This window comes from Vibrio sp. B1-2 (genome assembly GCF_963888445.1).
Taxonomy (GTDB): Bacteria; Pseudomonadota; Gammaproteobacteria; order Enterobacterales; family Vibrionaceae; genus Vibrio; species Vibrio anguillarum.
Genome location: NZ_CAWPJH010000042.1, coordinates 216449 through 242254 on the forward strand (window position 1 = coordinate 216449; position 25806 = coordinate 242254).

The 25806-nt window shown below is 46.7% G+C and carries 13 protein-coding genes; 4 read left to right on the forward strand and 9 right to left on the reverse strand.

What is annotated here, in order from left to right; translation table 11 throughout:
- Positions 1 to 64: 64 nt before the first annotated feature.
- A complete protein-coding gene (locus AACQ75_RS15680) occupies positions 65 to 9499 on the reverse strand; it encodes a retention module-containing protein (RefSeq protein ID WP_170889015.1) in 9435 nt (3144 codons plus the stop codon).
- Between the two features lie 375 nt (positions 9500 to 9874).
- On the opposite strand from AACQ75_RS15680, the gene AACQ75_RS15685 reads away from it, so the two are divergent.
- A complete protein-coding gene (locus AACQ75_RS15685) occupies positions 9875 to 11458 on the forward strand; it encodes an EAL domain-containing protein (RefSeq protein ID WP_170889016.1) in 1584 nt (527 codons plus the stop codon).
- A gap of 34 nt (positions 11459 to 11492) precedes the next feature.
- Here AACQ75_RS15685 and AACQ75_RS15690 read toward each other — a convergent pair whose 3' ends face one another.
- The 8 genes from AACQ75_RS15690 to AACQ75_RS15725 form a co-directional block, all read right to left on the reverse strand.
- Positions 11493 to 12281 carry a LytR/AlgR family response regulator transcription factor gene (locus tag AACQ75_RS15690; RefSeq protein WP_170889017.1) on the reverse strand — a complete coding sequence of 263 codons (789 nt, stop codon included), beginning with the start codon at positions 12279 to 12281 and terminating at the stop codon, positions 11493 to 11495.
- Positions 12278 to 13330: a sensor histidine kinase gene (locus AACQ75_RS15695; RefSeq protein ID WP_017042182.1), complete on the reverse strand. Its 1053-nt coding sequence runs from the start codon at positions 13328 to 13330 to the stop codon at positions 12278 to 12280. Before AACQ75_RS15695 ends, AACQ75_RS15690 begins: the two co-directional genes overlap by 4 nt.
- On the reverse strand, positions 13330 to 14631 hold the full coding sequence (locus AACQ75_RS15700) for a hypothetical protein (protein WP_170889018.1): 1302 nt from the start codon (positions 14629 to 14631) through the stop codon (positions 13330 to 13332). The genes AACQ75_RS15695 and AACQ75_RS15700 overlap by 1 nt, the downstream gene beginning before the upstream one ends.
- 1 nt (position 14632) lies before the next feature.
- On the reverse strand, positions 14633 to 15394 hold the full coding sequence (locus AACQ75_RS15705; protein WP_019282639.1) for an outer membrane lipoprotein-sorting protein: 762 nt from the start codon (positions 15392 to 15394) through the stop codon (positions 14633 to 14635).
- Complete coding sequence (locus tag AACQ75_RS15710) at positions 15387 to 16646, reverse strand: ABC transporter permease (protein WP_170889019.1); 1260 nt, start codon at positions 16644 to 16646, stop codon at positions 15387 to 15389. The genes AACQ75_RS15705 and AACQ75_RS15710 overlap by 8 nt, the downstream gene beginning before the upstream one ends.
- Complete coding sequence (locus AACQ75_RS15715) at positions 16634 to 17317, reverse strand: ABC transporter ATP-binding protein (RefSeq protein ID WP_170889020.1); 684 nt, start codon at positions 17315 to 17317, stop codon at positions 16634 to 16636. Before AACQ75_RS15715 ends, AACQ75_RS15710 begins: the two co-directional genes overlap by 13 nt.
- A gap of 10 nt (positions 17318 to 17327) precedes the next feature.
- Complete coding sequence (locus AACQ75_RS15720) at positions 17328 to 18146, reverse strand: hypothetical protein (RefSeq protein ID WP_170889021.1); 819 nt, start codon at positions 18144 to 18146, stop codon at positions 17328 to 17330.
- 220 nt (positions 18147 to 18366) lie between these two features.
- A complete protein-coding gene (locus AACQ75_RS15725) occupies positions 18367 to 19275 on the reverse strand; it encodes an aldo/keto reductase (protein WP_170889022.1) in 909 nt (302 codons plus the stop codon).
- A gap of 321 nt (positions 19276 to 19596) precedes the next feature.
- On the opposite strand from AACQ75_RS15725, the gene AACQ75_RS15730 reads away from it, so the two are divergent.
- From AACQ75_RS15730 to AACQ75_RS15740, 3 genes are all read left to right on the forward strand, one after another.
- Positions 19597 to 21645: an alpha-amylase gene (locus AACQ75_RS15730; protein WP_170889023.1), complete on the forward strand. Its 2049-nt coding sequence runs from the start codon at positions 19597 to 19599 to the stop codon at positions 21643 to 21645.
- A gap of 344 nt (positions 21646 to 21989) precedes the next feature.
- Complete coding sequence (locus AACQ75_RS15735; protein WP_019282643.1) at positions 21990 to 23225, forward strand: outer membrane protein transport protein; 1236 nt, start codon at positions 21990 to 21992, stop codon at positions 23223 to 23225.
- 15 nt (positions 23226 to 23240) lie between these two features.
- The gene (locus AACQ75_RS15740) at positions 23241 to 25577 is read left to right on the forward strand and encodes a VolA/Pla-1 family phospholipase (protein ID WP_170889024.1); all 2337 of its coding nucleotides are present in this window, start codon (positions 23241 to 23243) and stop codon (positions 25575 to 25577) included.
- Positions 25578 to 25806 lie beyond the last annotated feature (229 nt).

A 25806-nucleotide genomic window follows, 5' to 3' on the forward strand; every position in this document is an offset into this window, starting at 1 on the left:
GCACCCAACTGAGCCTGAAGCCGTTGGGTGCACTTTTTCTTTATTTAACTGCCCTTTTCTTTATTTAAACGTCATGCTTGATAATGTTGTTGTCCAATAAGAAGCCAACAATGTCAATCGACGCCATGCCATCAAAATTGAATTGGCTGGCAAGATCTTGCACCACAATGGTTTGATGTACGTTATTGTCCGTCAGAACTTCCAATTCCACATCCGTCGTGTTGGTCATCACTTTCGCTTCTATCTGATGAGAAGTGTGTAGCGAAACGAGCAGTTGATCCATGGGCAAATGTAAATCGGCCACAACATCAGTGAGATCGATCACATCACCTTCACCAGCGTTGAAATCAGTGATAGTGTCGGTTTGCTCATCAACAGTATCGAGCGTCCATTTAAATATGTCAGCGCCACTTCCCCCGGTTAAGATGTCGGCACCAAGCCCGCCAATCAAGGTATCATTTCCGCCACCACCCACTAAGGTGTCATCACCATCGCCACCTTCAAGGTGATCATGACCACTGCCTCCTAGCAACTGCGCCCCAACATTACCGGTGAGCAATTGCGCATCATCCCCGTTCGTTGATTGATCAATCGTGCTACCGTCAGGCAATACTTCAATCGCAATATCAATTGATGGAGAAGCTGCACGGCTACCATCCGTTTCTGTTGAGATAGCCGCTACCGACAGAGTGTGTTGCCCTAAATCGAGCCCGCTAACCTGTAATCCGTCGATAGCATCAGCGGAAACAATCCACACTCCGTTTTGCTCAGTCACACTGCCCGAGCTACTAGAAAGCGTAGCGCCACTTGGCAGACTGTCGATCTCCAATGACAACACTTCATGGCTATCCGTTAATGCCGCGATTAACCCCAGCAATGCAATACCTTGAGCGCTGATACTTTGGCTAACATACGTCTGCTTCATATAATTAAAGCTCGGATCAAGGGTTAATATCGGCGTATTGGCTTTGGGCGTCACCGCAATACTGACGGTTTCTGTCTCTTCTAACGCCATACCAGAAACATTGTCGGCATAAACACCACCATCATTGGCCTTAATTGTCAGATCAATATGGTCACTACCAATCGCGGTGGCATCAACAAAAACACCACTGGCGGGATCGCTGCTATTGAGTAGCGCATTAATATCCGATAACGTGCCTTGTAGGACGAGTTCTCCGGCCAAATTGGTGCTCTGCGTGACAGAACTTAACGCGGGGATCACGGCACTGAGCAAACCTTCGCTCACGCTCAAAATCACCGTCATGGGGTCGTTGGCATGTGAGCCTGCATAATCGACATCACTCACACTCAAGCCGGTAACTTTTTGCCCCGCCTCTTCATCAATCGTTGTGGTGACCGTAGCACTATCAATGGTGGGCGCATCATTGACCGCCTGAACATCAACTGAAACAGTAAACTCACGCGCAGGCCCCAAATGTTCAGTACCGTCCAGCCCTGTATCGACCGACTGTACTTTAATCGTCAGATCTCCCGCCCAAGTGTCCTTATGCCAATCACCAGAATTAAAAATCAGTTTATCTAAGCTTTGCGCATCGGCATTCAACAGCCATACGCCACCACCGATGTAAGCCCCCAGCGTGCCATCAGGCAATGCAATACTTGCTCCATCTGGCACCCCGGAAACTTCAATTCGCAACGTTTCTGGCGAGTTTTCACTATGGTTCGCACCGGCTGCAATGGAATCGGCTTTATCGATAATTTGCGCGTTGATATCAATTTCAATGTCAACGCCTTCATCGCCAGCGCCGTTAGTCACTGGTTCAACATCCACCACATCCCCAACGGGCGTAATATCCAATCTAAAGCTGCCGTTATGCTCTACAGGCACACCAAGCAAGGATTCTTGGGTAAAGACCTTGATGCCGATTTCCACTTCGCCACTAAAGTTCTTCGCAGGTTTCATCGCAATATCGGATAAATTGATCGAGGTTTGTGCTGGGTTGTTAATCTGAATGCTCCACTCACCACCACCATTATTTTTCACGGTATAGTCAGAAGAGAGAGAACTCACGACAAAATCCGTCGGCACCCCAGTAAGCTTGATCGACACAAATACCTCAGAGCCATCTGTATCGGTCAGATCAACGGTAAATTCAGAACCCGGTTTAGAAAGGACAATCCACTCATCTTCCAGACCGCTCACTTCAATATTGCTGCTACCACCACTGGAAATAATGACGTCGTCTACCACTGGCGTCACATCAAAACTTACTTGTGTAGTAAATGGTTTATCAGCATCAGTATTAGCCACACCCAACGCATTGGCATTGGTATCATCAAATTGCGTGATATCAGTCACTTTCCCCGCCACGGTAATGTTGACGGTATTATCATCATCGCCAGTCGGATAATTGGGTGCGGGTTTGAAATAAACATTGTCTAATGCCGCAGGTAGCTGAGGCTGACTAAAAGTGATACTGGTACCGAGATCATTGCCTTGCGCATCAACAAAGGTTCCGATATTGGTTCCTTGTAGGGTTAAGGTGACTTCGCTCAGCACCTCTTGTCCTTCCGTAGCGCTATTGCGAATATCAGCAAGGTCAATGTCGAGCGAAAGATGAATAATACCATCTTCATACCCGATGCCGTCATTGGTCGGAACGTCGGACGAGCTTGAAGTCGGCTGATGATTTGCATCTAACCCAAGCGAACCTTCCACAGTCAATGTCGCTTTAGGGTTAATGTTATCATCTTGCGGTTGATGCGTTCCGGGAACATCGGCTACCGGAGAAACTGCCACTGGGATTTGCGTACTGAGGGTTTTTTCATCACCAGAAGCCATGTCTGTCGTCACAAAAGTGATCGGCAAATTAAAGTCGCCAGCGTAATCTTCGGGCAGATGCAGATGCAGATTTTCTAACCCTGAAATCGAGCCATCGGTATTCACGGTACCTTTGTATACATACAAGCCATCAACGAAATCAAAATGACCACCAGATAAACTTGCGCCCGCTGGCAGGACACTTTGCGCGATAACAATACTGAGCTCATCTTCTACACCATCAAAACCTGAAGCGCTCACCATCAATTTATCTTGAATTTGCTGACCTAAATTAATGGCGTTATCTTCGATACCTAATACAATATCATCCGCATTGCCAACTAAAATAATGTCAGCCGCTACCGTGTTGTTGCCCGTAGCCGTGAGCGGAAATTGCAAGGTGATCTCTGATTGCACTTGTCGAACTACTTTGGCTTCAGAGCTATCTTCCCCTTGGTCATACACTTGGGCAAAAATGGTCACAGTGATGTCGTTATAACCATCACCATCAGGATCGTTACCACTACTCAATGTCAGGCCATTCGGTGCTTTTACACTGAAATTCTGCTCATCAACAATGGTCCATGAACCATCCCCATTATTAATTGCACCAGTAATCAGTAGTTGATCAAGTACCTGTGGCGTCATATTGCTAAAACGCACCACCAGTTGGTCAACCACTTCTAATGATTGGTAACCCTCTGTCGATTGAGTGTCTGCATTGTCAAAGCGTATAACGTTCGCATCAGGCTCGCCGCCGGCCGCATCATTAATCGTAAAGTAGATAGCACCAGAGGCATCCGCGACAACCTTGTTTATGACTGCGCCGTTCTCTTCAACACGCAGTTGTCCATCAGCTTCAACTATCGGCCTTACCGTGACATCAACAGAACCATGAATGACTTTCGAAGCAATACCTTCGCCAGAATTGATTGCATCGACGTATTCGTTGTCTTGCTCTTTAACCACAATCTCAGTGCTCAAGGTAAAATCAGTACTGGAGTGCTCTGGTGGCTGAACTTGAACGTAACCAATTGCCAGCACTTGCGCTGAGAAATCTTGCTCGCTCTGTCCCAGTGCGGGGGTCAAAATGAGCTTGCCATCACTATCTAAGGTCGTGACAACACCATCGACGTAAATAGTACTACCTGCTGGGAAGCCAGAAAGTGTAACAGAGGCAAAATATTCATCAGCATCAAGATGTTGTTCCTCTTCTGGCTGCCAATGAATATTAATGCGGCTGTCCTCGTTACCAAGCGAGTGTGATTGATAGTTGTCAACAACATCAATCACCGGTGCCACTTTAATGCGAATTTCCGACTCAATTTGACGCGTATGTCCATCATTTTCAGTAACGATGGTGGTCATTTTGATGTTGATGTTTTCGGTCGATGAATGAGATGGCTCCACTCGAATACCTGAATCAACCTGCGCTGAAGTTAGATTCGCCTGATAAATAGGTTGCTGCGCAGTATCGTAACCAACAAATACCAAGTTAATCACGCTACCAACACTGTCATACAGTTTGACACCATCTGGAATGTTCGATAGCAAAACGGTGATCGACTCAGAGCTGTCCGCTGGATTATCCGCAAGCTCACCGGATAACACACTAAAGCCAAAGCCAACGGATTGATTTTCATCAATCGTCGTTTCAATCACTTGCAGACCATTTTCACTAAATTCATTCCAAGTGTTAGTACTGTTTGAGTGAAAATCAATGGTTGGAATATCTGCTACGCCCTTAACTGAAACATTAACCGTCTTAACACCTAGCGAGATTTCATCTGTCACCGCACCCGTAGAAAGATTGACCATATCTTTAATAATCCCTTCAACAGAGAAGGTAAAATCAGCGTTGCTATGCAATGGGGGTAGCACTTCAACTTGGTCAAGATATTGTTCAGGAACTTCATAATAAGTATGACCATTGGCATCGGTTATTTGTGATATTTCGCTGGCTCCGGCTCCCAACCAAATCAGTGTGACACCTGTTTCTGAAAAATCAGAAAGACGCACATAGAGTGTTTCTGAACCATCAGAATCAACGGATCCGGCCATCGTAATGACTTCACTTAATAACAAGGGATCGTGATCTGTGGTGGGGTCAACGGTATTTTGCGTAGCGGCATTATCTTCAAAAACATTGATTCGATTGACAGAGAAGCTACCCATATCGGCAACAGGGCTAACATCTATCACGATTTCTTTCGTTTCTGATCGGGCGCTCTCTTTACCAAGGTGAGCGTTATTTTGCTCGGTCGTGATCGCTGTAATATCAAGTTTGATCTGACCACTGAAATTATCATTGGGGTCAACTTGTACTTGGTTAATGTTACTCGCGCTAACAAGATAATAGTGACCTGAAGCATCCGAGCTCATTACAACTGGCGTACCATCGGCATAAACTAGCTGCGCCTCACCTTCACCTTGAGTAAAGCGGATCTCATACAGGATTGTTTCGGGGGTACTGTTATCTTGTGTCTGCGCTAAAACATCGAGAGTAATATTGTCACTATCTTCTACTGCATCATAATGAAATTGGCTGCTTGAGGTCCAAGTCGCAATATCGGCCACACTTTCCACCTCAATGCGCAATTTCCCGTTCACATTATGATCATGCAGGCCATTATTCAAAACCTGCACAGTAATATTGAGTTGGAAGCCACCATTAGCGCTGGCATAGTGACGATCAGGCACAAAATACAAGTTTTCAATCTTAGCAACACTGCCTGTTAAGCTTTGCTCCACCGCATCTGCGGGCAAAACAAATCGTCCACTGACTAGCTCTAATTTGACATAAACATCCGAACTATTGAGATAGTAAAAATCGCCATGCGCGTTGCTGGCCGTGATTTTTACATCACCAATCGATTCATTGCGATCCAAATCATAAAGATTGATCTGCAAATCCACTTTAAGCGGTGAAGTATTTAAGCCGGATTGGTTATCTTGGCTATTAGTGATTTGATCGGGGTCGTTAAACAAAATAGTGACACCATCGCGTCCAGCGTCTTCAGCGCCAATAACATTAGCAACTGTGATAGTGGCATTTCTATCAAGAATATTGATGTTCAACTGTTCGGTTGAGGCATCGCCATCAAAGTCTTGCGCAGTGACATCGACAGTAAATGAAATGGTCGGATCATCACCATGTTCAAGGCTAGCAACTGGTTTAAATGTCGCGTTACCGTTAGGCGTTATCGTCAGTGTACCTAAATCGCGCTCAACACCATTTTTTATTTCGACAACCGTGACCGTTTTTGTGACGCCGTTAAGTTCAATTTCATTAGCTAAGCTTGCACCATTGCCATGCCTAAATTGAATATCACGACCCGCTTCATCAATGGCCACAAATTTAGTGATCGCACCATGATCTGCACCTTGAGTATCCGGTGAGGTATTGTTGTCTTGGCTAAATAAATTGACTGTTTTTATCGCCGTATTTTCAACACTAGTGATGCTTTTATCATGCAAAGTTGGAATATCATCAACAATCGATATTGGCAAACTCGCTGACGCTGAAACATCGCCATCTCTATCAGTTGCGGTAATCGGAAGATCTAAAATATAACTATTTTCACCATTACCCGTCAGGTGGTCGATGGCTTTAAGCAGTTCAAATTGGTAACTATCGGCCGAGCCATTTAACGTGAGACGAAAAACCACGTCCGTCGTATTCTTAATCACCGCCTCATAAACAGTGACACCATTACTGCTTGAAATTTGGATGATCTCTATCTCTTGACCACCAGACGTTAAATTCTCGACAGGCGTGGTGAGATCAGACACTTGATAACTGACAATACCATCGGCCCCGTCAATCACATCAAAGTGTCCAGCAATAATGGTGCTGTCTGAACGATCAGAACCAATCGTGGCTAAGTCATCTTCATCCACGCTCTGTTCGCTACCGGCGCGAATGCCGACAATCGTTGGCTTGTCATCCACAATAGTGACAGGCAGTAGAATATCGGCGGCATCGCCATCATAGTCCGTCGCCACCACTTTGAAATTCACCAGTCGCTCATCGCTGCCTGCGGCGTGATCAATCGGACCTTGCAAAGTAAAACGGTAACTGCCATCCGCATTGAGCACTAAGCTAAACACCGCATTGCCACTGGGTGTGGTGCTGGCTTGGTAGTGGTAGTTACCATTGGCATCGATTGTCGCCGCGCCCAAGATCACCGCTTCGCCTTGCGAGGTTAAGCCCGCAAGCGGGTTACTGCTGGTATCCAACTGATAGCTCACCACCTTCTCGGCGCTTTGAGTGGTAAACATTCCCTCAGCGAACAGCGGCTCTTTGCTACTGTCTGAGCCTGACGTTAAATCGTCTTCGTCAACGCTGAGCGCTTGCACGCCAGTGATGATTGGCTGATCATCATGGATGGTGACGGGCAGCAAAATGTTGGCGCTGTCGCCATCATAATCGGTTGTCACTACCTTGAAATTTACCAACAGCTCATCGCTCCCCTGCGCATGGTCAATCGGACCTTGCAGGATAAAACGATAGCTACCATCCGCATTGAGCACCAAACTAAACACCGCATTGCCGCTCGGTGCAGCGCTAGCTTGATAGTGGTAGTTGCCGTCGGCATCGATTGTCGCCGCGCCCAAACTCACCGCTTCACCTTGCGAAGTTAGGCCTGCAAGCGGGTTACTGCTAGTATCCAACTGATAGCTCACCACCTTATCCGCGCTTTGAGTGGTAAAGATTCCCTCTGCAAACAACGGCTCTTTGCTGCTGTCTGAGCCTGACGCTAAATCGTCTTCGTCAACGCTGAGCGCTTGCACACCCGCGATGATTGGCTGATCATCATGAATGGTGACAGGCAGCAGAATGTTGGCGCTGTCGCCATCATAGTCGGTTGCAACCACCTTGAAATTCACCAGTAGCTCATCGCTCCCCTGCGCATGGTCAATTGGCCCTTGTAAGGTAAAACGATAACTGCCATCTGCGTTAAGCACTAAGCTAAATACCGTCTGACCGCTTGGGGTAGTACTTGCTTGATAGAGGTAGTTACCGTTGGCGTCAACTGTCGCCGCGCCCAATACAACACTTTCACCTTGCGAGGTTAACCCAGCGATGGGGTTGATGCTGGTATCAAGCTGATAACTCACTACCGTATCGGCCCCTTGGGTGGTGGTGAAATAGCCTTCGGCGAACAACGGCTCTTTGCTGCGGTCTGAGCCTGACGCTAAATCGTCTTCGTCAACGCTGAGCGCATCCACACCAATGATTTCAGGTTTATCGTCAATAATGTTGATTGGTAAACGCACACTTTCAGAGCTATCACCATCATAATCGGTTGCCAATACTGAAAGGTTGAGTAATAACTCATCACTATTTACTGGATGATCCAGCGCGCCTTGTAACGTAAACTGGTAACGACCGTCTGGGTTTAATATCAACTCAAAAATAGGCTGGCCATTGGCGCTCGCCTGATAGGTATAAACCCCGTTCAATGACGAGGAAGAGGCCAATTGCACCGCGACACCAGCCGAGGTTAACCCCGCCAACGGATTAGCACTTAAATCCAACTGATAGCTTTCAATTTGATCAGAACCCAATTGGATATCAAACTGTCCTGAAACGGTAATCGTCTGTGAAGCACTGGCATCCGAGCCGATATTTGCCAAATTATCCTCATAAACGGACGTCGACGGTTCATCGGACATAACAGGGTTATTACCATCACCAATACTGATTGCGATAGAAATCGGCGAGCGAATAGGATTTCCACCCGCATCAGAACCGGTTACATCAAATTGAATCGCAATTTGATCATTGGCAAAAGAAACTAAGCCACCTCCCACGGAGGGAACATGGTCAATCGGTTGACTAATGGTCGTCACTATCTCTAAGTTGATGTCTTTACCGACAGACGTCGCCACTAAATCAATCCGTAGCACTTCACTGCCGTCAAGTTCACCGACAATATGGTTAGCCGTAGCATCATAACGAAAGCTTACTGATCGCCCAGCCGAAGTAATATCGCTATTCAGCTCTGACAATAGCGCAGCTAATGAAAGGGATTCAGGGACAAAAGAGGCGGCATCCAGTGGCAGATCTCCCGCCACGATTAAAACATTTGCCGTCACTGATTGTGGATACGAACTTAGTGAGAGCGAACCTTCAACTAATGCCGCTGATAATGATTCACCCCCAGCGGTAAAACGCAACGGACTCAAATTCGTTTCAGTCAATGATTGCTGAGCATCACGCCCTGCAGTTTCGAAAAACGTACTCGCCAATACTTCTGCAAAATTGTAATCAATGGTGATGAAGCCAGCATTTGCAGAGCCTTCACCACCTGCTCCGGCGGCGGTTGCTTCAAGTATTTGGGTCGGGTCTTGGCCATCTAAAATGGCTTGTTGGATGGCAGCAATATTATCTGCGTCAAAACTCACCTCGTCTAATAAGCTCAGATCAGCGTTGATCTCGCCTTCAATCGGAAATTGAACTAAGTCAACTGAGCTCTCAGAATCTGGTGACGCATTGCTAAAACAAGTAATACAATTCTGATCGACTACGGTAGCTTGGCCATTAAACAGTATCGTCACCGACGAATGATTCACTGTGATTAAGATTTCATCTTTATTTAATTGATCACCCGCGCTTACTTTACGCGCATTACCTTTGGCATCTGCTGCGATAACATCACCAACCACTTCTTGTACTAACGCAGGTTGAACAACCACATGTAAATCCATAGAGCCCCCAGATACTTCTTTAGCAAATCGATTCAGAAAACGAGCAATAGACAACTGTTATTTTAGTCGCAATTGATTATGCAAATTTATATTTATGTAAATTACATCACTGAGCATAATTGTGCGTTAAAGCATCACTAGCGTCAAAACAGAGTCTGGCTAGCGAAACGCCACATAAGAAAACCTATCGGCTTGTATATTAAGAAAAATATGAAATTAGAGACGTTTAGCAAAGAGATTGACAAGCAGATTACTGCACGTCATCTCATTTTTGAGACAGTTACTTAGGTTACGTTTAGGGATTAATTACTTATAGTAATCAACATCAAAGCAATACTGATTTTTACTGGTAATAACCTATGAGCACTGTCTGTAATGCACAATAATGACAGTTCACCGAGCAAATTTAGCGTTGCAAAAGAGATACTTTCGGCAAAGATAAACGCATTTATTCCTATTCTGGGTATTTTCTTGTTTGTGTTTACTTTCGCGATAGTTAAAAACTTTTATGACACTAACCGGCAGGCAACCCGCTTCGGTGAACAAGCCATTACACAACTGGAACATCACATCAATCAAACGTCGGATGAACTGAACCAGTTAAGTAAAAACATTTCAAAGCACTGCCAAAGAGAAGACATCATTGCTCTGAGGAGCTATGTATTTCGCTCGAAAATGGTCAAAGAAGTGGGCATGTACAACGCTCACGGGACTATTTTTTGCACCAGCAATGAAGGCCATACCACCATTCATTTGTACAAACATATTCTTGACAGGCTTAAACAATCTCCAACGAATACGACCATTTCATTAACAAAATCTCGCAGTAAAGAGCAAACATTTTTTGTCTATGCTTCACAGCCAGATATGAGCGGCCTCAATGCACTGATGCCTCCAGAACAGTTTATGAACCTAGTCGCTCCTAAACTTGCCAAATGGCACTACGGCTATCAGGTCAACGTGTTAAGCCAAAGTATTCGCAGTGATCAGGAAGAGATCGATTCTGCTCATACTAGCTTTCTCTTTAAATCCGAGCATTACCCACTCTCAATTCAGATCTACTTAAATAACGGATCTTATGCTTACCATTTTCTCGATAACTTATGGCTTGTCTTGCTTACAGCAAGTATTATCTCTTTGATTTATCTTGCTTATCACAACTATTACCTCAGCCGAAACACCTTAGAAGTCTCTTTGAGAGAGGCAATATCAAACCATCAGTTGGAACTCTATTTACAACCGATCGTCGATATTACCGAGAATAGAATTGTTGGTAGCGAAGCACTACTGCGCTGGAATGAACCCTCTCAAGGCTATATTTCACCCACCATTTTTATCCCGTTGTCAGAGCGTATTGGCGTGATTCACCAAATCACCTACCGTGTGTTGAAATTGGTGACAGAATGTGTGGAGCAGCACAAACATGCGTTGCACGATCAATACATCAGCATCAACATCAGCCGGTTATTGATCATTGATAATTACTTTATGGATTACATGAAACGCTACGCGGCAAAACACCCAGCTATTGTTCCACGACTTCTGCTAGAGATCACCGAGGACAACCATTTCAACGTGGACGAGTTGAAGTTAGCCATGGAAAACTTACAGCGACTGAAACAACTAGGCTTTAAAATCGCGATTGACGATTTTGGCACTGGCTACTCGGGCTTAAATTTTATCCACCAACATGACTTCCACACTCTCAAAATTGATCAAGTTTTTATTAAAAGCTTGCATCAAAATTCAGCCATTACTTCGGTGTTAGTGTCGATGATTAAACTAGCAAAGCAATTGAACATGCGGCTGATTGCTGAGGGCGTTGAGAACCAAGATCAGGTGAGAGAATTAGAGCTGTTGGGTGTACGTTACATCCAAGGTTTTTATTATTCTGAACCTATGTCTGTGGATGCTTTCTTCCAATTTACCCTGTCCGCCAAGCAGATCGCACACCGCTAATCACACGATCAATCGAACGGCGGTTTAAATTCAGTTACGACTTAAATTGAGCTTGCAGCGCACGGCTGACGGGTAACTTATCATGACCAATCAAGACGTACATTTTACCCGTGAACTCTTTTTTCACTTTATCTATCTTGGCAACATTCACTGCCGTTGAACGGTGAATTTGCCAAAACTGATTCGGGTCAAGCTGCTGCAGCAACTCTTTCAATGAACTGCGCAGTAAAAACTCCTGCACTCCAGAATCACTCTTTACGTATATGGATAAATATTTGTCTTCGGCTTTAGCGTACAACATATCCGCCACCGAAATCAGGTGAATATCTTCACCTTTTTGAACTTTTAACCAGCTTAAAAACGACGGCGATGCCTGTTGGCTTATATGCTGTATCTGCTGTAAAAGGGTTTGCAAATCAGGTAATTGTCGCTCAGAAGAATGCTCGGCTAATCTTAGCTGCAACTTAGTACAGCACTGCACTAAACGCGCTTCAGAAAGCGGTTTCAATAAATAATCCGCCGCATTGGCTTCAAAAGCTTGAATGGCATACTCATCATAGGCGGTGATAAATACAATCAGTGGTGGCTTTGCCAAACCAGCCAATTGCCTTGCGAGCGACATACCATCCATTTCTGGCATTCGAATATCAATAAAGGCCACCTCAGGCTGATGCTGCTTAATCATGGACAATGCCACGCGTCCATTTTCGGCTTGCGCGACAATATCGAGCTCTGGCCACACTTCTCCTAATGCACGGTTTAAATGATGCCGCAATAACGGTTCATCATCAGCAATAATAGCGGTCGCAGAGACAGTACTCATGTGGCACTTCCTTGTAGTTGGTCCAATAATAGCCGCTTTATTCTAATCGTTGCCGTCACGCCAGCATCATGATTTTGGGCGATAGTGAGACACGCATCATCAGCGAATAGGCCGCTTAAGCGCTGGCGAATATTATCCAACGCAATACCATGTCCTGCTGAAAGAGCACTCGGCTGTAATCCAATGCCACTGTCACAGACACTGACTTCAAACCACTCGTCATAAATTTCACTTTTGATGGTCACTTTCCCCCCCGCAGCTTTAGGCTCAATACCATGGCTAACAGCATTCTCAACCAAAGGTTGTAACAGCATCGGCGGCAAAGGAATGTCATCCGCTGCGCCAGGCATTGCAATCTCATAATCCAGCCGATCACCTAAACGAATTTTTTGAATACCCAAATACGCATCGACTAAATGTAACTCTTCACGTAGCGTTGTGGTGCGATTGCGGTTACTACGCAGCGACCCACGCAATAAGTCGGTTAGCTTTTCGAGCATCATTTGCGCTTTATAAGGCTCAGAGCCAATCAACACGCTGATATTGGCAAGCGTATTAAATAAGAAATGGGGTTCAATTTGACTTTGTAACTGCTGCAACTGGCTCAAAATCAAGGCTTTCTCTTGTTCAGATTGACGCCGTTTGGAGGCTTCCAGCGCTTTTTCAGCAATCAGCTTTTGTTCATGCGCGTAGAAGTAGAAAAAGCAAACGCCAGTAAAAACGAAACCGAGAAAAATCACCGGTTTCATTGCTGAAAAATGACTAAAATGCGCGTATTTACTAAGCCATAAATAAGCGTGTAACGTACCGAAAATCATCGACCCCGTGAGCGAAAAAACGTTCACTAAACGTGCGGACAACTGCGGTGCGAAGCGACTCAGTAAGTGAGCAATGGCCACTGCGCTGTAACCGTAGCCAAAGCTTATTGCTAAGTGCAACGTGATGTCACTGGGCCAAATGGCCTGAGTGGTAAAGGCGATCACCACACAAAACAGCGAAGTAAATAACAAGCTTTTGGCAAGATTTCGAATCTCAACTTTCTCGCACATTAGAATTTCCCTTTCATATTTAATAGAATCATATGCTTATCTGGTAAGTTTGCATATGTAGAGTCAGCAGGCCCAGTCATAAAACGTGCGGCCAGTTCGATTTCGATAGAGGCTGTACCCGAATCGTACACTGAGTAATTGAGCCATTGGGTAGCGATCACGCCGCCATCTTGCGGTGCAATCAGCACATCAAGTGTCGGCACTAAGCCTTGCAACCATTCAATACTCTGGCTCCACTGCCAATGACGCCAAGCTTGGCTATCTAACGAAGCATGCAACATCACATTATGCTGCACGAGATTCACGTGGTTATAGCCTTGTGCGTAAGACCAACCTAACGCTTGATTATGCTGATAACGAACCGAATCCGCGTTGGTCTGCGCTTGTTGCCACTGCTCTTTTCCCCAACTGCGACTGTCGAACCAATATTCTGCAATGACGCTTTGCCCATCACTTCCCGACCAGTTTAACCCCACCAGCGCCTGATAGCCTTGCGTTCGCGATTCAAGAGCCATTCGCGATTCAATCTCTTGTTGTTGAGAGTAAACTGCTTGAGCCAATGCGCTAGGCCGTTGGTACGCCAAATAATGACGCTGATAGAGCGCTGATGCATGCACTTCCCATGCGTCAGTGAGCACAGTAACAAACGAGCTACCCAGCACGCCGCGTCGAACGTCATCATAGTAAGCAATCGCCTGCCATTCGGCATTGCCCATCAACTGATAACGCCTTACGCCCGCCCCTTGTTGTTCGGTCATTTGTTGTAACTCGCTGCCTTGCTGCTCTGTCCAAGAGGAATCTGCATAAAAAATCGTCCATTCACCTTGCTGATCATAATAAGAAGCAGAGAGCGTTCCGGCCCCCTCTTCTACCTGAATACCGACCGGATTGCGGCGATAAGGCTGAAAGAGATCAAGCGGACGATAACCGTAGCCCACTCCCCAATCCAAGCGCACTTTTCCTAGTGTCAGCTCAAACGGCACATCAGCCAGCACTAGGCTGCCTTGCCAAAACAGTTCTTGTAGAATGAACTCGCTGTCGGCGTGCTGCTGTGCATCGCTACTCCACAAGGCGTTTTGTTTGATAGCCACTAGACCCAACCAGCCATGCCACCTCATTTCTACATCCAATAACGCCTCAATCTGCTGCGTATCGCGCGCTTGATTACTAGGAAAAAAAAGGCTGTCGCGATGCGCCGTGGTGGATGCGCTCATTACCCAATCCCAATCAAAACTGGGGGCTTCTGCCCGCGCAGCTAAGCTCAATACACTGGTTAAAAAAGCGAACGCAACACGCTTCATCTCATAACTCCGATAGACTGTTACGAGTCAGATAGGCGGGGTTGTAATATTTTTCATCTAGCTCCATGGGCTCGATGTGTTGATACTCAACCACCGTTTTTTTGGTCGGTTGAATTTGATCAAGCAGCGTCATACTGGTTACGCGCATTCGTCCCTCTTTTTCACCAGCGCGAAACCAAGCCTGCTTGGCCAGTTTTCCAGAGCGTAAATACAAAGAAGCTTTGATTGGGAAATCGTTCTCTTTATCCAACCATAAGATAATTTGCTGGTAGTTCGCCCCTTCTGTGACAGCCAGTAATGACAACTTATGCGTCAGGTAAGGTTGACCACTGGGTGTTTCTATCTGCTCTTCACCCATCAATTGACTTTGGTAATCCTCGCTCCACGTCAGTGTTGAAATATCGCCCACCGAAGCCTCACCAAGCAGTTTTTGCATTGGCGTAATACGAATAGGGCGGCGGCTTTTTGGCATCAACAACCAGTAGTTTTCATCGAGCATCAGCATTTTTTGCCCCGCTTCAACGGAGGATTTGAACACCACTAACGAGTCGCGATTGGCTTTGGTATACACGTGATATTGACGCGTTTTATCGAGCTCACCACGTTCATAAAGCGACACCAAAGAGACGACTTTGGCCGCGCTGTAACCAAGGCGATATTGGTCGGCGTTTTTGGTCATTTGCCCTGCATCCAGCGCCGCCCAGCCAGCGGCCGAGTAGCCACCGCTAAGCGTGATCAGTAATAACATCATCCATTTATACATAAGCCAGTGCCTCCGTGATTGGCTTGTTGACTCCTTTGCGTGCCGACAACCAAGCCGCTGCAATACAAATGCTCAGTACGCCAAGCGCACTCAGCAGAACCAATTCCCATGAAAAATAAATATGTAAAGGATACCCTTCCGTGCGTCCTGGTGGTGGTGGCATTTGCACATCGACTACCATCAATAACACGCTTGCTAGGGCATTGAATGCCGCACCCACCAGCGTGCCTAAAATGGCTAGCAGTACGGCTTCGCGTATGAAGCTGGCGACGATTTCATTTGGGTAAGTGCCAAGCGCCGACAGCGTTCCGATTTCACGTGTTCTCTCCGTGACCGACATGGTTAAGGTGTTAAATAGCGCGACGAAGACCACCAACCCCATCACCAAGCCCATGATGCCGAAGATGCGATCGTAAAGATCTTTTACTTTTTGATAAAAAAACGCGCGCTGCTGCCAAGGCGTCACTTGAATCGCTTGGCGAAGGCTCATTAATGACAGTTTGTTTTCAACCCAATGCCGCATGCTTTCTGTCTGTTCGGTGCTAAACAAAAACAGCGATAAGGTGCTCACTTTATTCGAAGCTAACAGCTCAGAGGCCGATTGAATGTGCAGATACAATTGGCGTTTATCCAATTCAGGCACACCCGTGGAATAGATGCCGTGCACTTTGAAATCAATCGCGTTGAGCGCGCCATCAGCGGTACTGGTCAGTAAAGTAACCCAGTCGCCAATCGAAACATTTAAGTTTTTGGCGAGATCCACCGCCAGCATCACTTCTGGCTCACTCGCATCAAATCGAGGGGAGTCAATATTGGACAAGGTTTTGCCTTGGCGAACGTCCAAAAATGGCCCTTTCATATCAAACTCTTTATGGTTAACGCCGGAACCGACAAAAATGGTCGATTTGCTACCGTTAGAGACCAACCCGCTAAACTCAATGCGTGGCTGAATGCCTCGTATCCGCTTATCGTCGATTAATCGCTCAACAATCAACGCACTGTCGGCAATCCCATTAGCCAGTGGTGACTCTTCATCTTGCTCAAAAAAGCCCGGTTGGCTGAGCGTTAAATGCCCGGTGTCGCGCGCAGTGGATTCGCGCAGTGCTTGGTAAGTATAAAGGCCAAACCCTCCGGCGCTAGTCAATGCGAAAACCGCAATGGCAATGATCAATACCGAAAGCAGGCTGCGGCGGCGATTACGCAGTAAATTCAGCGCCGCCATACGCCATTCCATAGAAATCAGCTTGCCCATTTCATCGCCTCCTGAATCACTTTGCCATCCACAAGCTGCAAGGTTCGGTCGCAGCGGTTGGCCATGCGCGCGTCGTGCGTAGCCACAATAAAAGTGGTGCCCATTTCGTGTCCAAGGCTTTTCATGATGTCGATCACCACATTGGCGGTATGGCTGTCTAAACTGGCGGTAGGTTCGTCGGCAATCACCATTTCAGGGTTATGGATCAGCGCGCGCGCAATGGCTACGCGCTGTTGCTGACCGCCTGAAAGGTGATCCGGCCGATGGTAAGCCAGCGTTTCTAACCCCACTTTGGCCAGCATAGTGCGCGTTAAAGTACGCTGATCGCGCAGGCTGTAGCCATTTAGCATCAATGGGTAAGCAATATTTTCCGCCGCTGTCATCACCGGAACTAAGTTGAATTTTTGGAAAACGAAGCCTAATTTTTTGCGGCGCAGCGCCGCCGCTTCTCTTGGATCGGTTGGGTAAGGGTAACCAGCCAGTTCAATGTCACCTTGGTAATCTTGATCAAGCAGCCCCAAGATATTGAGCAAAGTGCTTTTTCCCGAACCTGACGGGCCGCACAGCGCTAGCATTTCACCTTGTTTGACTTCGCCATTCACCGCGCTCAACGCCAGCAGCGGCTGCATACCTAATTGATAGGTTTTACTGATCTGTTCAAATCGTAGCATTTTGTTGCCCTCATTCGCTTTTCAATTCATGCGTTTTTTCAATCAATCCGTTTTCAATCAATGCATTTGTAATCAAAGCCTTGGCTTGGATGATTTGCGGATGCTCCGCTGGCTGGTTGTCAACTTGCTTACCTTGCTTCTGATGAGTTTGCATCTGGGCAAACCATTGCTCTGCTTGAGGAATGTCGTTGGCACGAAGGGCGGCTTGAATGGCGTATCGATAAACCCAAGCAGTGGCGGCAAAAGGTTGTGCAGTCAATTCGGGTTCAACAAGAAGGTCGAGATACAAATCATAACCACGCTCAAAATGGTTGAACATATCGGGCAGTGAGGTGTAAGTCGCGGCCGAAACCGCGCGCGTTAAATAGCTATCCGGCAGCCCCAGGACGCGCTCTTGTTCAGCAAGCGGCTGCGGGTGATTGCTGAGTAAAGTCAGGCCTTTGTCTATGGTGGCCAAGCCTTCTTCGACGTATCTCATCTTATTCCAAGGCATGAATGCATCACGCCCTTGCAGGGTTTGTGCACTGCCCAGATAAGCTAAGCTGAGCGGTTTGGCCCCTTGCTGTTTAATCAACTGCTCTAGTTGGTGAAGCACAAGCTCCACTTTGTCACTGTCGCCTTCGGCCGCTTGGTTGTACTGCATAATTAAAGCGTCGCTTGGATTAGCTTGAACAGCCGTGATGCTTAGCAGCAACCCGACACTGAGTAGCAGGTTGCGAAGTGAGCGTGAATAAGAAAATGTCGTCATCATGATGGTCCCTTTCATTCGTTGGTGATGAAATTTGCTTGATAACGACAGATTACGCAGCAAATAGGCCAGATGCGCCACTTTGCGATAAAGGGGGATTATGCAGCGTTAATGGCAGGCTGGATGACGTGAATGGGAAGTAGACAAAAAAACCAGCCACTGAGGGCTGGTTGGGAGAGTGAGATTAAAACCTAATCGTAATACTGAAATAATAGCAATACGAAAAGCGTATCGCGGGGCAAAAACATCTGTTTTCAAAAGCATCTGTTCTAAAAAGCACCTGTTCCAAAAAACATCCGCTCTATGGCACGCCATGCCCTTTGGCGGCGACCCAAACCCGATACCACTGCTCACGGGTCAGTTCTAAATCAAGCGCAGAAATTGCCGCTTTGACGCGGTCAATCTTACCAGAGCCAATAATCGGCAGCGGCTTAGAAGGCAGACGCAGTACCCAAGCGTAAATAACCTGATCAATACTGTCTGCGCCGATCTCTTGGGCGATCGCTTCTAGCTCACTGCGCACACGTTGAGCTTGTTCAGTCTGGCCGTTAAAAATCTCGCCACCAGCTAAACAAGACCAAGCCATTGGGCGAATGCGCTGCGTTTGCAAATGATCCAAAGTGCCATCGTGCACCACATCGAAATTGAGCGGGTTCATCTCCACTTGGTTGGTCACTAACGGTTTACCTAGGCGAGATTGCAGCAGTTCAAACTGGCGCGGGCTAAAGTTCGACACACCAAAGTGCTTCACTTTGCCCACTTTGCGCAGTTCAGAAAACGCTTCGGCGACTTCATCGGCATCCATCAAGGCATCTGGGCGGTGGATCAACAGCAGATCGATTTCGCTCACACCAAGTCGTTCCAGCGAATTATTGACCGACTGATAGATATGCGCAGAACTGGTATCGTAGTGGTTTATCTTACGCTGCGGCGTTTTTGCGCCACACAAATTGATATCACACTTAGTGACGATTTGGATCTGCTCGCGCAGCGCGGGCTCCAGCGCTAAGGCTTCACCAAACAGTTTCTCGCACTGGTAGTTACCATAAATATCCGCATGGTCAACCGTGCTAATGCCCAATTCAATGTGCTGTTTTAAAAACGTTAAACGCTGTTGTGGCGTCATGCCCCAATCTGCCAAACGCCAATAACCTTGTACTAGCTCTGAAAAATCTGGCCCTTGCGGCGCGATTGTTACTTTAGCAACCATTGGTTGTCTCCTTTGACTTAATTGCCGTCATCCTAAGCAGGTTTCGATGACGGCTCAATGAATCTACCGAATAAGTTAAGATTACGCGCCGAAGTTGTGAGATTCACTACACGTTGACAATTTATATCGCTGGAAAATTCATCGCTTCTACGCCCCCAAGCCATGCTTTGTGATCAACGCCAAATTCTTAAGGCTTAGGCACAAGAATGATGTCAACTTCTCTCTCTGCTTTTATTGTTAGCGATGAAGCACCTCGCCCTACAGCGACTGACGATAATGCAAAAACGAATCACCCTAACCCATGAAGGCCAAGGATAGAGCATGAAATTCTCCACGTTAACACTCGCACTTTGCGCTGCCGCGCCTGTTGTGTTTGCCGCGCCCAATCTGACCATTTCGACCACCACGACTAGCCGCGACTTTCCGCTGGATGCGAAAACGCCTTTAGTCATTCCCTTGACCAAAGAAAGCTACACAATAAAAGTGTCAGGGATTGAGGGCCAGTGCAGCGCGCCAGCTCAGCAGAGCATCAAATTCAACGCGCCCATCGCCCTCAATTGTGGACAAGAAACCGAACTGCCGCTGACGATACGTTTCACTGGCGATTACGCCTTCGCTTATGACGACGAGCAGCAGACCTTAACCTTTGTCCGACAAGCCAAAAAATCCACTACTAGCAAATTTAAACGGCCGATACCGAGTGTTTCGTGCGAGCAGTACCAAGGCGGTGAAGTGACCTTACAACTGGGCAATACGTTCCCCGATGGCACACGACTAAAAGAGACATTTACCGGCCAAATCCTCAGCGTGAAAAATAGCCAAGTCACCTTAATGCCGTCACCAACCAGTGGTGGATTGGTGCTGCTTGCCCCCGCAACGGATGCCGCCAGCGAACCCTTTACCTACCGCAATGCCACGATTTACTTTGTGATGGTGGACAGATTCAACAATGGTGACCCCAGTAACGACAATAGCTATGGCCGTAAAAAAGATGGCAAAGAAGAAGTGGGCACTTTCCACGGTGGCGACCTAAAAGGTGTGATTGCCAAACTCGATTACATCAAAAGCTTAGGCACCGACGCGATTTGGCTTTCGCCGATTGTGGAACAGGTGCACGGTTTTGTCGGCGGTGGTGACAGTGGCTCGTTCCCTTTTTATGCCTATCACGGTTACTGGACGCGTGATTTTACCAAGATCGATCAAAATTTTGGTGATGAGGAGGATCTCAAAACGCTGGTCACTGAAGCGCATAAACGAGGCATAAAAATCTTGCTCGATGCGGTGCTCAACCATTCCGGCTACGCCACCTTGGCTGACCTGCAATTTGATCAGATTGAGGTGGTTAATCCCCAAAATTTACCGCAAAAATGGGTTGATTGGATGCCGAAAGCTGAAGAAAACTGGCACAGCTACAATCAATCCATTGATTATCAAAGCGCCAACTGGTCGCTGTGGTGGGGCAAGGATTGGGTTCGCGCTGGGTTGCCCGGCTACCAGAAACCCGGATCTAGCGATATCACGATGACGCTGGCCGGCTTACCGGATTTTCGCACTGAATCAACACAAGCGGTGACGCCGCCGCAGTGGCTACTTAATAACCCCGGCACTCGCGTGGTAGCGCGCGAACAGTATAGCGTTGCCGATTACTTAATTGAGTGGCAAACCGATTGGGTAAAACGCTTTGGTATTGATGGTTACCGCGTCGACACCGTAAAACATGTGGAAGGCGAGGTATGGCGACGCTTAAAAAGCGAGGCATCACGCAGTTTAGATGCTTGGCGTGAGCAAAACGGGCAGCAAGGGCAACCCTTTTGGATGATGGGCGAAGTATGGGGCCATTCAGCTTACCGCAGCCCCTATTTTGATGATGGCTTTGATGCACTGATCAACTTTGATATGCAAAAAAGAGTCGATAAAGGCGCAGCCTGCTTAAGCCAAATGGCGATGGTGTACCGCGACTACGCGCAAACGCTAGCGAAATACCCAGATTTTACCCCCGTGAGCTACCTCTCTTCTCACGATACCGAGCTGTTTTTTAGCCGTTTTAACTCCTTTGAAATGCAGCGTAATGCCGCCAATGCATTGCTTCTCGCACCGGGTGCGGTGCAAATTTACTACGGTGATGAAGTCGCACGTCAAGTTGGCCCTTACGCCGATGATTTTCACCAAGGCACGCGTTCTGACATGGTGTGGTCACTGGATGAAGAGCGACAAGCGCTGCTGAAGCATTGGCAAACGCTAGGCCAATTTCGTCAATCGCACCCTGCCATTGGCGCAGGTATTCATCATGAGATTGAACAGAAAAATGCCTATCTGTTCTCTAGAACGTTAAATAATGACCGTGTCGTTATTGCTTTTGTTGGCCGTTAAACCCACCACAGAGGTAGTTGCAAACACCATAGTGACTGCCTCTGTTTCTTCACCATTTTTTGGTCAAATAATTTAAACTCACCCACCAAAACATCAATATTATGAACGTGTTGAAGCATAAAAATTAACTTTAGCACAAGCTAAACCAATTACCCTGCCAAATAAGCACAACTCTACTGGTCATACCAAAACTGTCAACTTTTCATTTGATTTACAAATACTTACACACTATCATTCGCCGCTAATTGAAATAAAGACATCATTTTCTTTGACATATCAGCAACACAAAATTAACATCTCGCATTGCAATGCCATTACCATAACAAGGCCTTAGGAGGTCGAGAATGATCATCAAACCCCGCACGCTACTCGCGCTATCAATATTGACAGCGTTTAATGTTCACTCTGCAGGCTTCCAAGTGGCAGAGCATTCAGCCTCAGGGCTAGGACGTGCTTTCTCTGGTGAAGGAGCGGTGGCAGATAACGCGAGTGTGATTGCTCACAACCCCGCAGCCATGACACGGTTTGATACGACGCAGTTTTCTGGTGCACTGTCCATCGTTGACCCAGAGGTTGATGTATATGATGTGAAAAACCAACAGAAAATGAACGATGTTGCGCCACTGCAAGTCGTTCCCGCGGCTTACTACGTCAGTCCAATCAATGAAAAATGGGCTTGGGGGATGGGAATATTCACTACTTACGGCGTAGCTACAGACTACCCTAATGATATTTATGCAGGCGATCTTGCAGGCGATACTTCTCTTCTTTCTGTCAATTTAAACCCGAATATTGCCTACCGTGTTAACGAACAGCTTAGTCTCGCTGCGGGTATTAACCTCGTCTATGCCGAAGCAAAACTGACACGACATAAAGGTGCTTTAGCCGTATTTACTGGCGGCTCTGCCTCTGACAACCTAGTCGGAATGACTGGCGAAACCATAGCTTTGGGCTGGAACATAGGTAGCTTATATGAGTTCAACCAAAACCACCGTGTCGGTTTTGCTTACCGCTCTGCTGTTGATCTGGATTTTGATGATGGTGAGTTTTCAAGCTATAGCTCAGGTGTTGCAACAAACGCTGTTGTTGAAGGACGTTTAAAAATCACGCTACCTGCGATGTGGGAAGTTTCCGCATTTCACCAACTCACGGATAGCGTGGCGTTGCATTACGGGTACCAACGTACCGACTGGAGTTCATTCAAAGAGTTAAAGGCAACATCATCACAATGTACCAACGGAGAGTGTTTTTATAAGTCTGAAAAGTATGAAGACAGTGGCCGTTGGTCATTGGGTTCAACTTATCAATTAAACTCGACTTGGACATTACGCGCCGGTTTTGCTTTTGATGAACAAGCTGGCGAAGCCACATTGAGTATTCCAGATAGCGACCGTTATTGGTATTCAGCGGGCGTGAGCTACGTGATCAGCGACTCGCTATCCATTGATGCGGGTTTTGCACTGGTGAAAAGTAAAAGCGGCACGTTTACCGAAACCAACAAACTCAATGAAACATTGACGTTTGAATCGCAAGGGACTGCTTACCTTAGCGCTATTCAACTTAACTACACATTCAACTAAACTCAGGGATAAGTCATGCTTAAAACAACATTCAAAATATCGCTGCTCTGCTCTGCGTTATGGTTAGTCGGTTGTGGTGATGAAACGAGCAGTTCGGGAGCAAACACAACACCCACTTACGAAGCCTACATTCAAGACGCGTTAAAACGCGACACCAGCATAAAATTCACGCTCAGTGGCGCAAACGCAAATGTACCACTGCCCTCTTTTGCACTCATGAATGCCAAAGACGGCACGTTAGAAATTCCAACCAAGGGTGATGACGCCTTAACCAATCCAGTCGCCGCTATGGGCACCATGGATGGTTGGTCAACATCAATGCCACTGTTTCTAGACTTTGAAGGCGTAGGATTGGCTGACGGTCTTATCTCTAACGGTATTTATTTAATTGAGCTGACCGACAGTATGATTGGCAGCCCAGCGGTTAAAAATGTGCTGACATTGAACACCGACTTTGCTGCCATCGCCAGTGCCAGCAGCGATAAAATTGCGATCGTGCCAAACAAAGCGCTCAACCCTGCCAGTGAATATATTTTAGCCGTGACAGATGAGATTACCGATGTAAATGGCAATATTGCAGGCACATCCAGCAGCTACGCCGCGTTGAAGTCCAAAGTGAAAATCTATACCGATGATAAGCTAGGGGCATTACAAAAAGTGACCCAAGGCGTGGAAAGCATTTTCGCTTTGGCAGGGGTGGATCAAACCAAGATTATTTATTCAACGTGGTTTAGTACTCAATCTGTTGGTCAGACACTTTACAGTGTGAAAGGCGCCACCGCCGCAGGCCTTGCAACGACAGATATTGGCAACATTTGGAAGCAAGGTGCGAACCCAAACAACCTTAATTTGAGCGCCGCTTACACCATGAGCTTTGGTGCTACAACCGATTTTGTAACCGCACTTAATAACGATGCAAATTTTCAAACTTACATTGGCGCAGAAAAAACAACCGCTAAAGCGTTTATTGAAAATGAATACACAACCAGCAGTTATAACGTTAATGTCACGACTGGAACGGTTAAGCTCCCTTATTATTTAGAGAAAGGAAGCAACTGGAACTCACAGCCGTTTGAATCAGCAATGCCAAGTTTAGCCTTGATTAAAAATGCTTTGGCAGATGACAATGAAAAAGCCACCATCGCCAATCAGCTCATTGCTAACAATATCGACGTGACTCAACTAGCAACCAGCCCAAGTGAACAGCTTAAGCTAGTGGGATTGACCCTCACAAAGTCTGATGGCAGCCCACTCGATCCTCAGCGCATCATTACACGCTATAGCCCTGTACCTAAGGTGAAATCGTTAGAAGACGTTGATTTCTTACTGTTTACTCCTAACGCGGGAACAAACTGGCCGATCGTGATTTACCAACACGGTATAACTTCTGTTAAAGAAGATGCGTACTTCACAGCAGCACATTTAGCCAATGCTGGTATCGCCGTGATTGCCATTGATCAACCACTGCATGGTGCTCGCAGTTTAGATGCACAGCGCTCAGCTAATGCCGATATTCTAGCGTACCTCAATTTGAACAACTTGGCCGTCGCTCGTGACAACACGCGTCAGAGTATCTTAGATATCATGGGGCTGCGTGCGGCCATTACTTACTCACAAAGTGCAGGGTTGTTTGTTGGTTCCCAATTAGCAAACGCAGACAATACCGCGACGACACCACCAAAATTCCTTGGCCACTCATTGGGAGGAATCGTCGGCTTAAGCGCTGTCGCGAACGCGAACCGCACTATCGGTGATGCTAGTGGTGATGCGCTGTATAAATTCTCTGGAATGGCCATTGCAAACTCAGGTGGTCAAATCGGTAACTTGTTAATGGGTTCAGCAAACTATGGCCCACTCATTAAACATAATCTCGCCTTAAGTGCGAGCCCCAAATACAAAGCATTCGCCGACCAATACTGTCCAGGGTTAACAGAGAAAGTTTGCTACACCACGTTTGAAAACACAGCCTCTGCCTCAGACAAAGCGGCACTGCAAAGTCAGTTGGATCAATTTACCTACGCGACTCAAACCTTGCTCGATACTATGGATCCATACACAAACGCAAGTTACCTAATCAGTGGTGGAACCGCGACAATCCCTACTTATTTACTGCAAGTGGCGGGAGACGAGAGTGTGCCTAACAATGTCACAAATACACGTGCAGGCACCGAACCCCTAGCAACGCTATTGGGATTATCCAACGCAATACCCTCTGATGTAATCACTAATACGTCTAAAGTCTTCGTAAAAATGGACAGTGGTACACACACAACCTTTCTCGCACCGCAAGATACGGCCGATGGTGTGCTTCGCGCTGGAGCGCTATCACAACTGGCTATTTTCTTGAACTAACCGAGTAAACAGGCTGTTTACTTATTCAAACAGCTTCCTTATTTGGAAGCTGTTTGAATTCTCCATCTACTGACTGCATCAAATTATTCACCTATCCACAGTTAATGCCGATCAGTTAAGGCCAAAGTGATCGGTTGAACGATCCTTCAGAGCTGTCAAAATCCAAGTGTATTTAATGCACTTGGATTTTTTTATGGATGTTTCTCAAGCTCTAAACATAATTAATGAT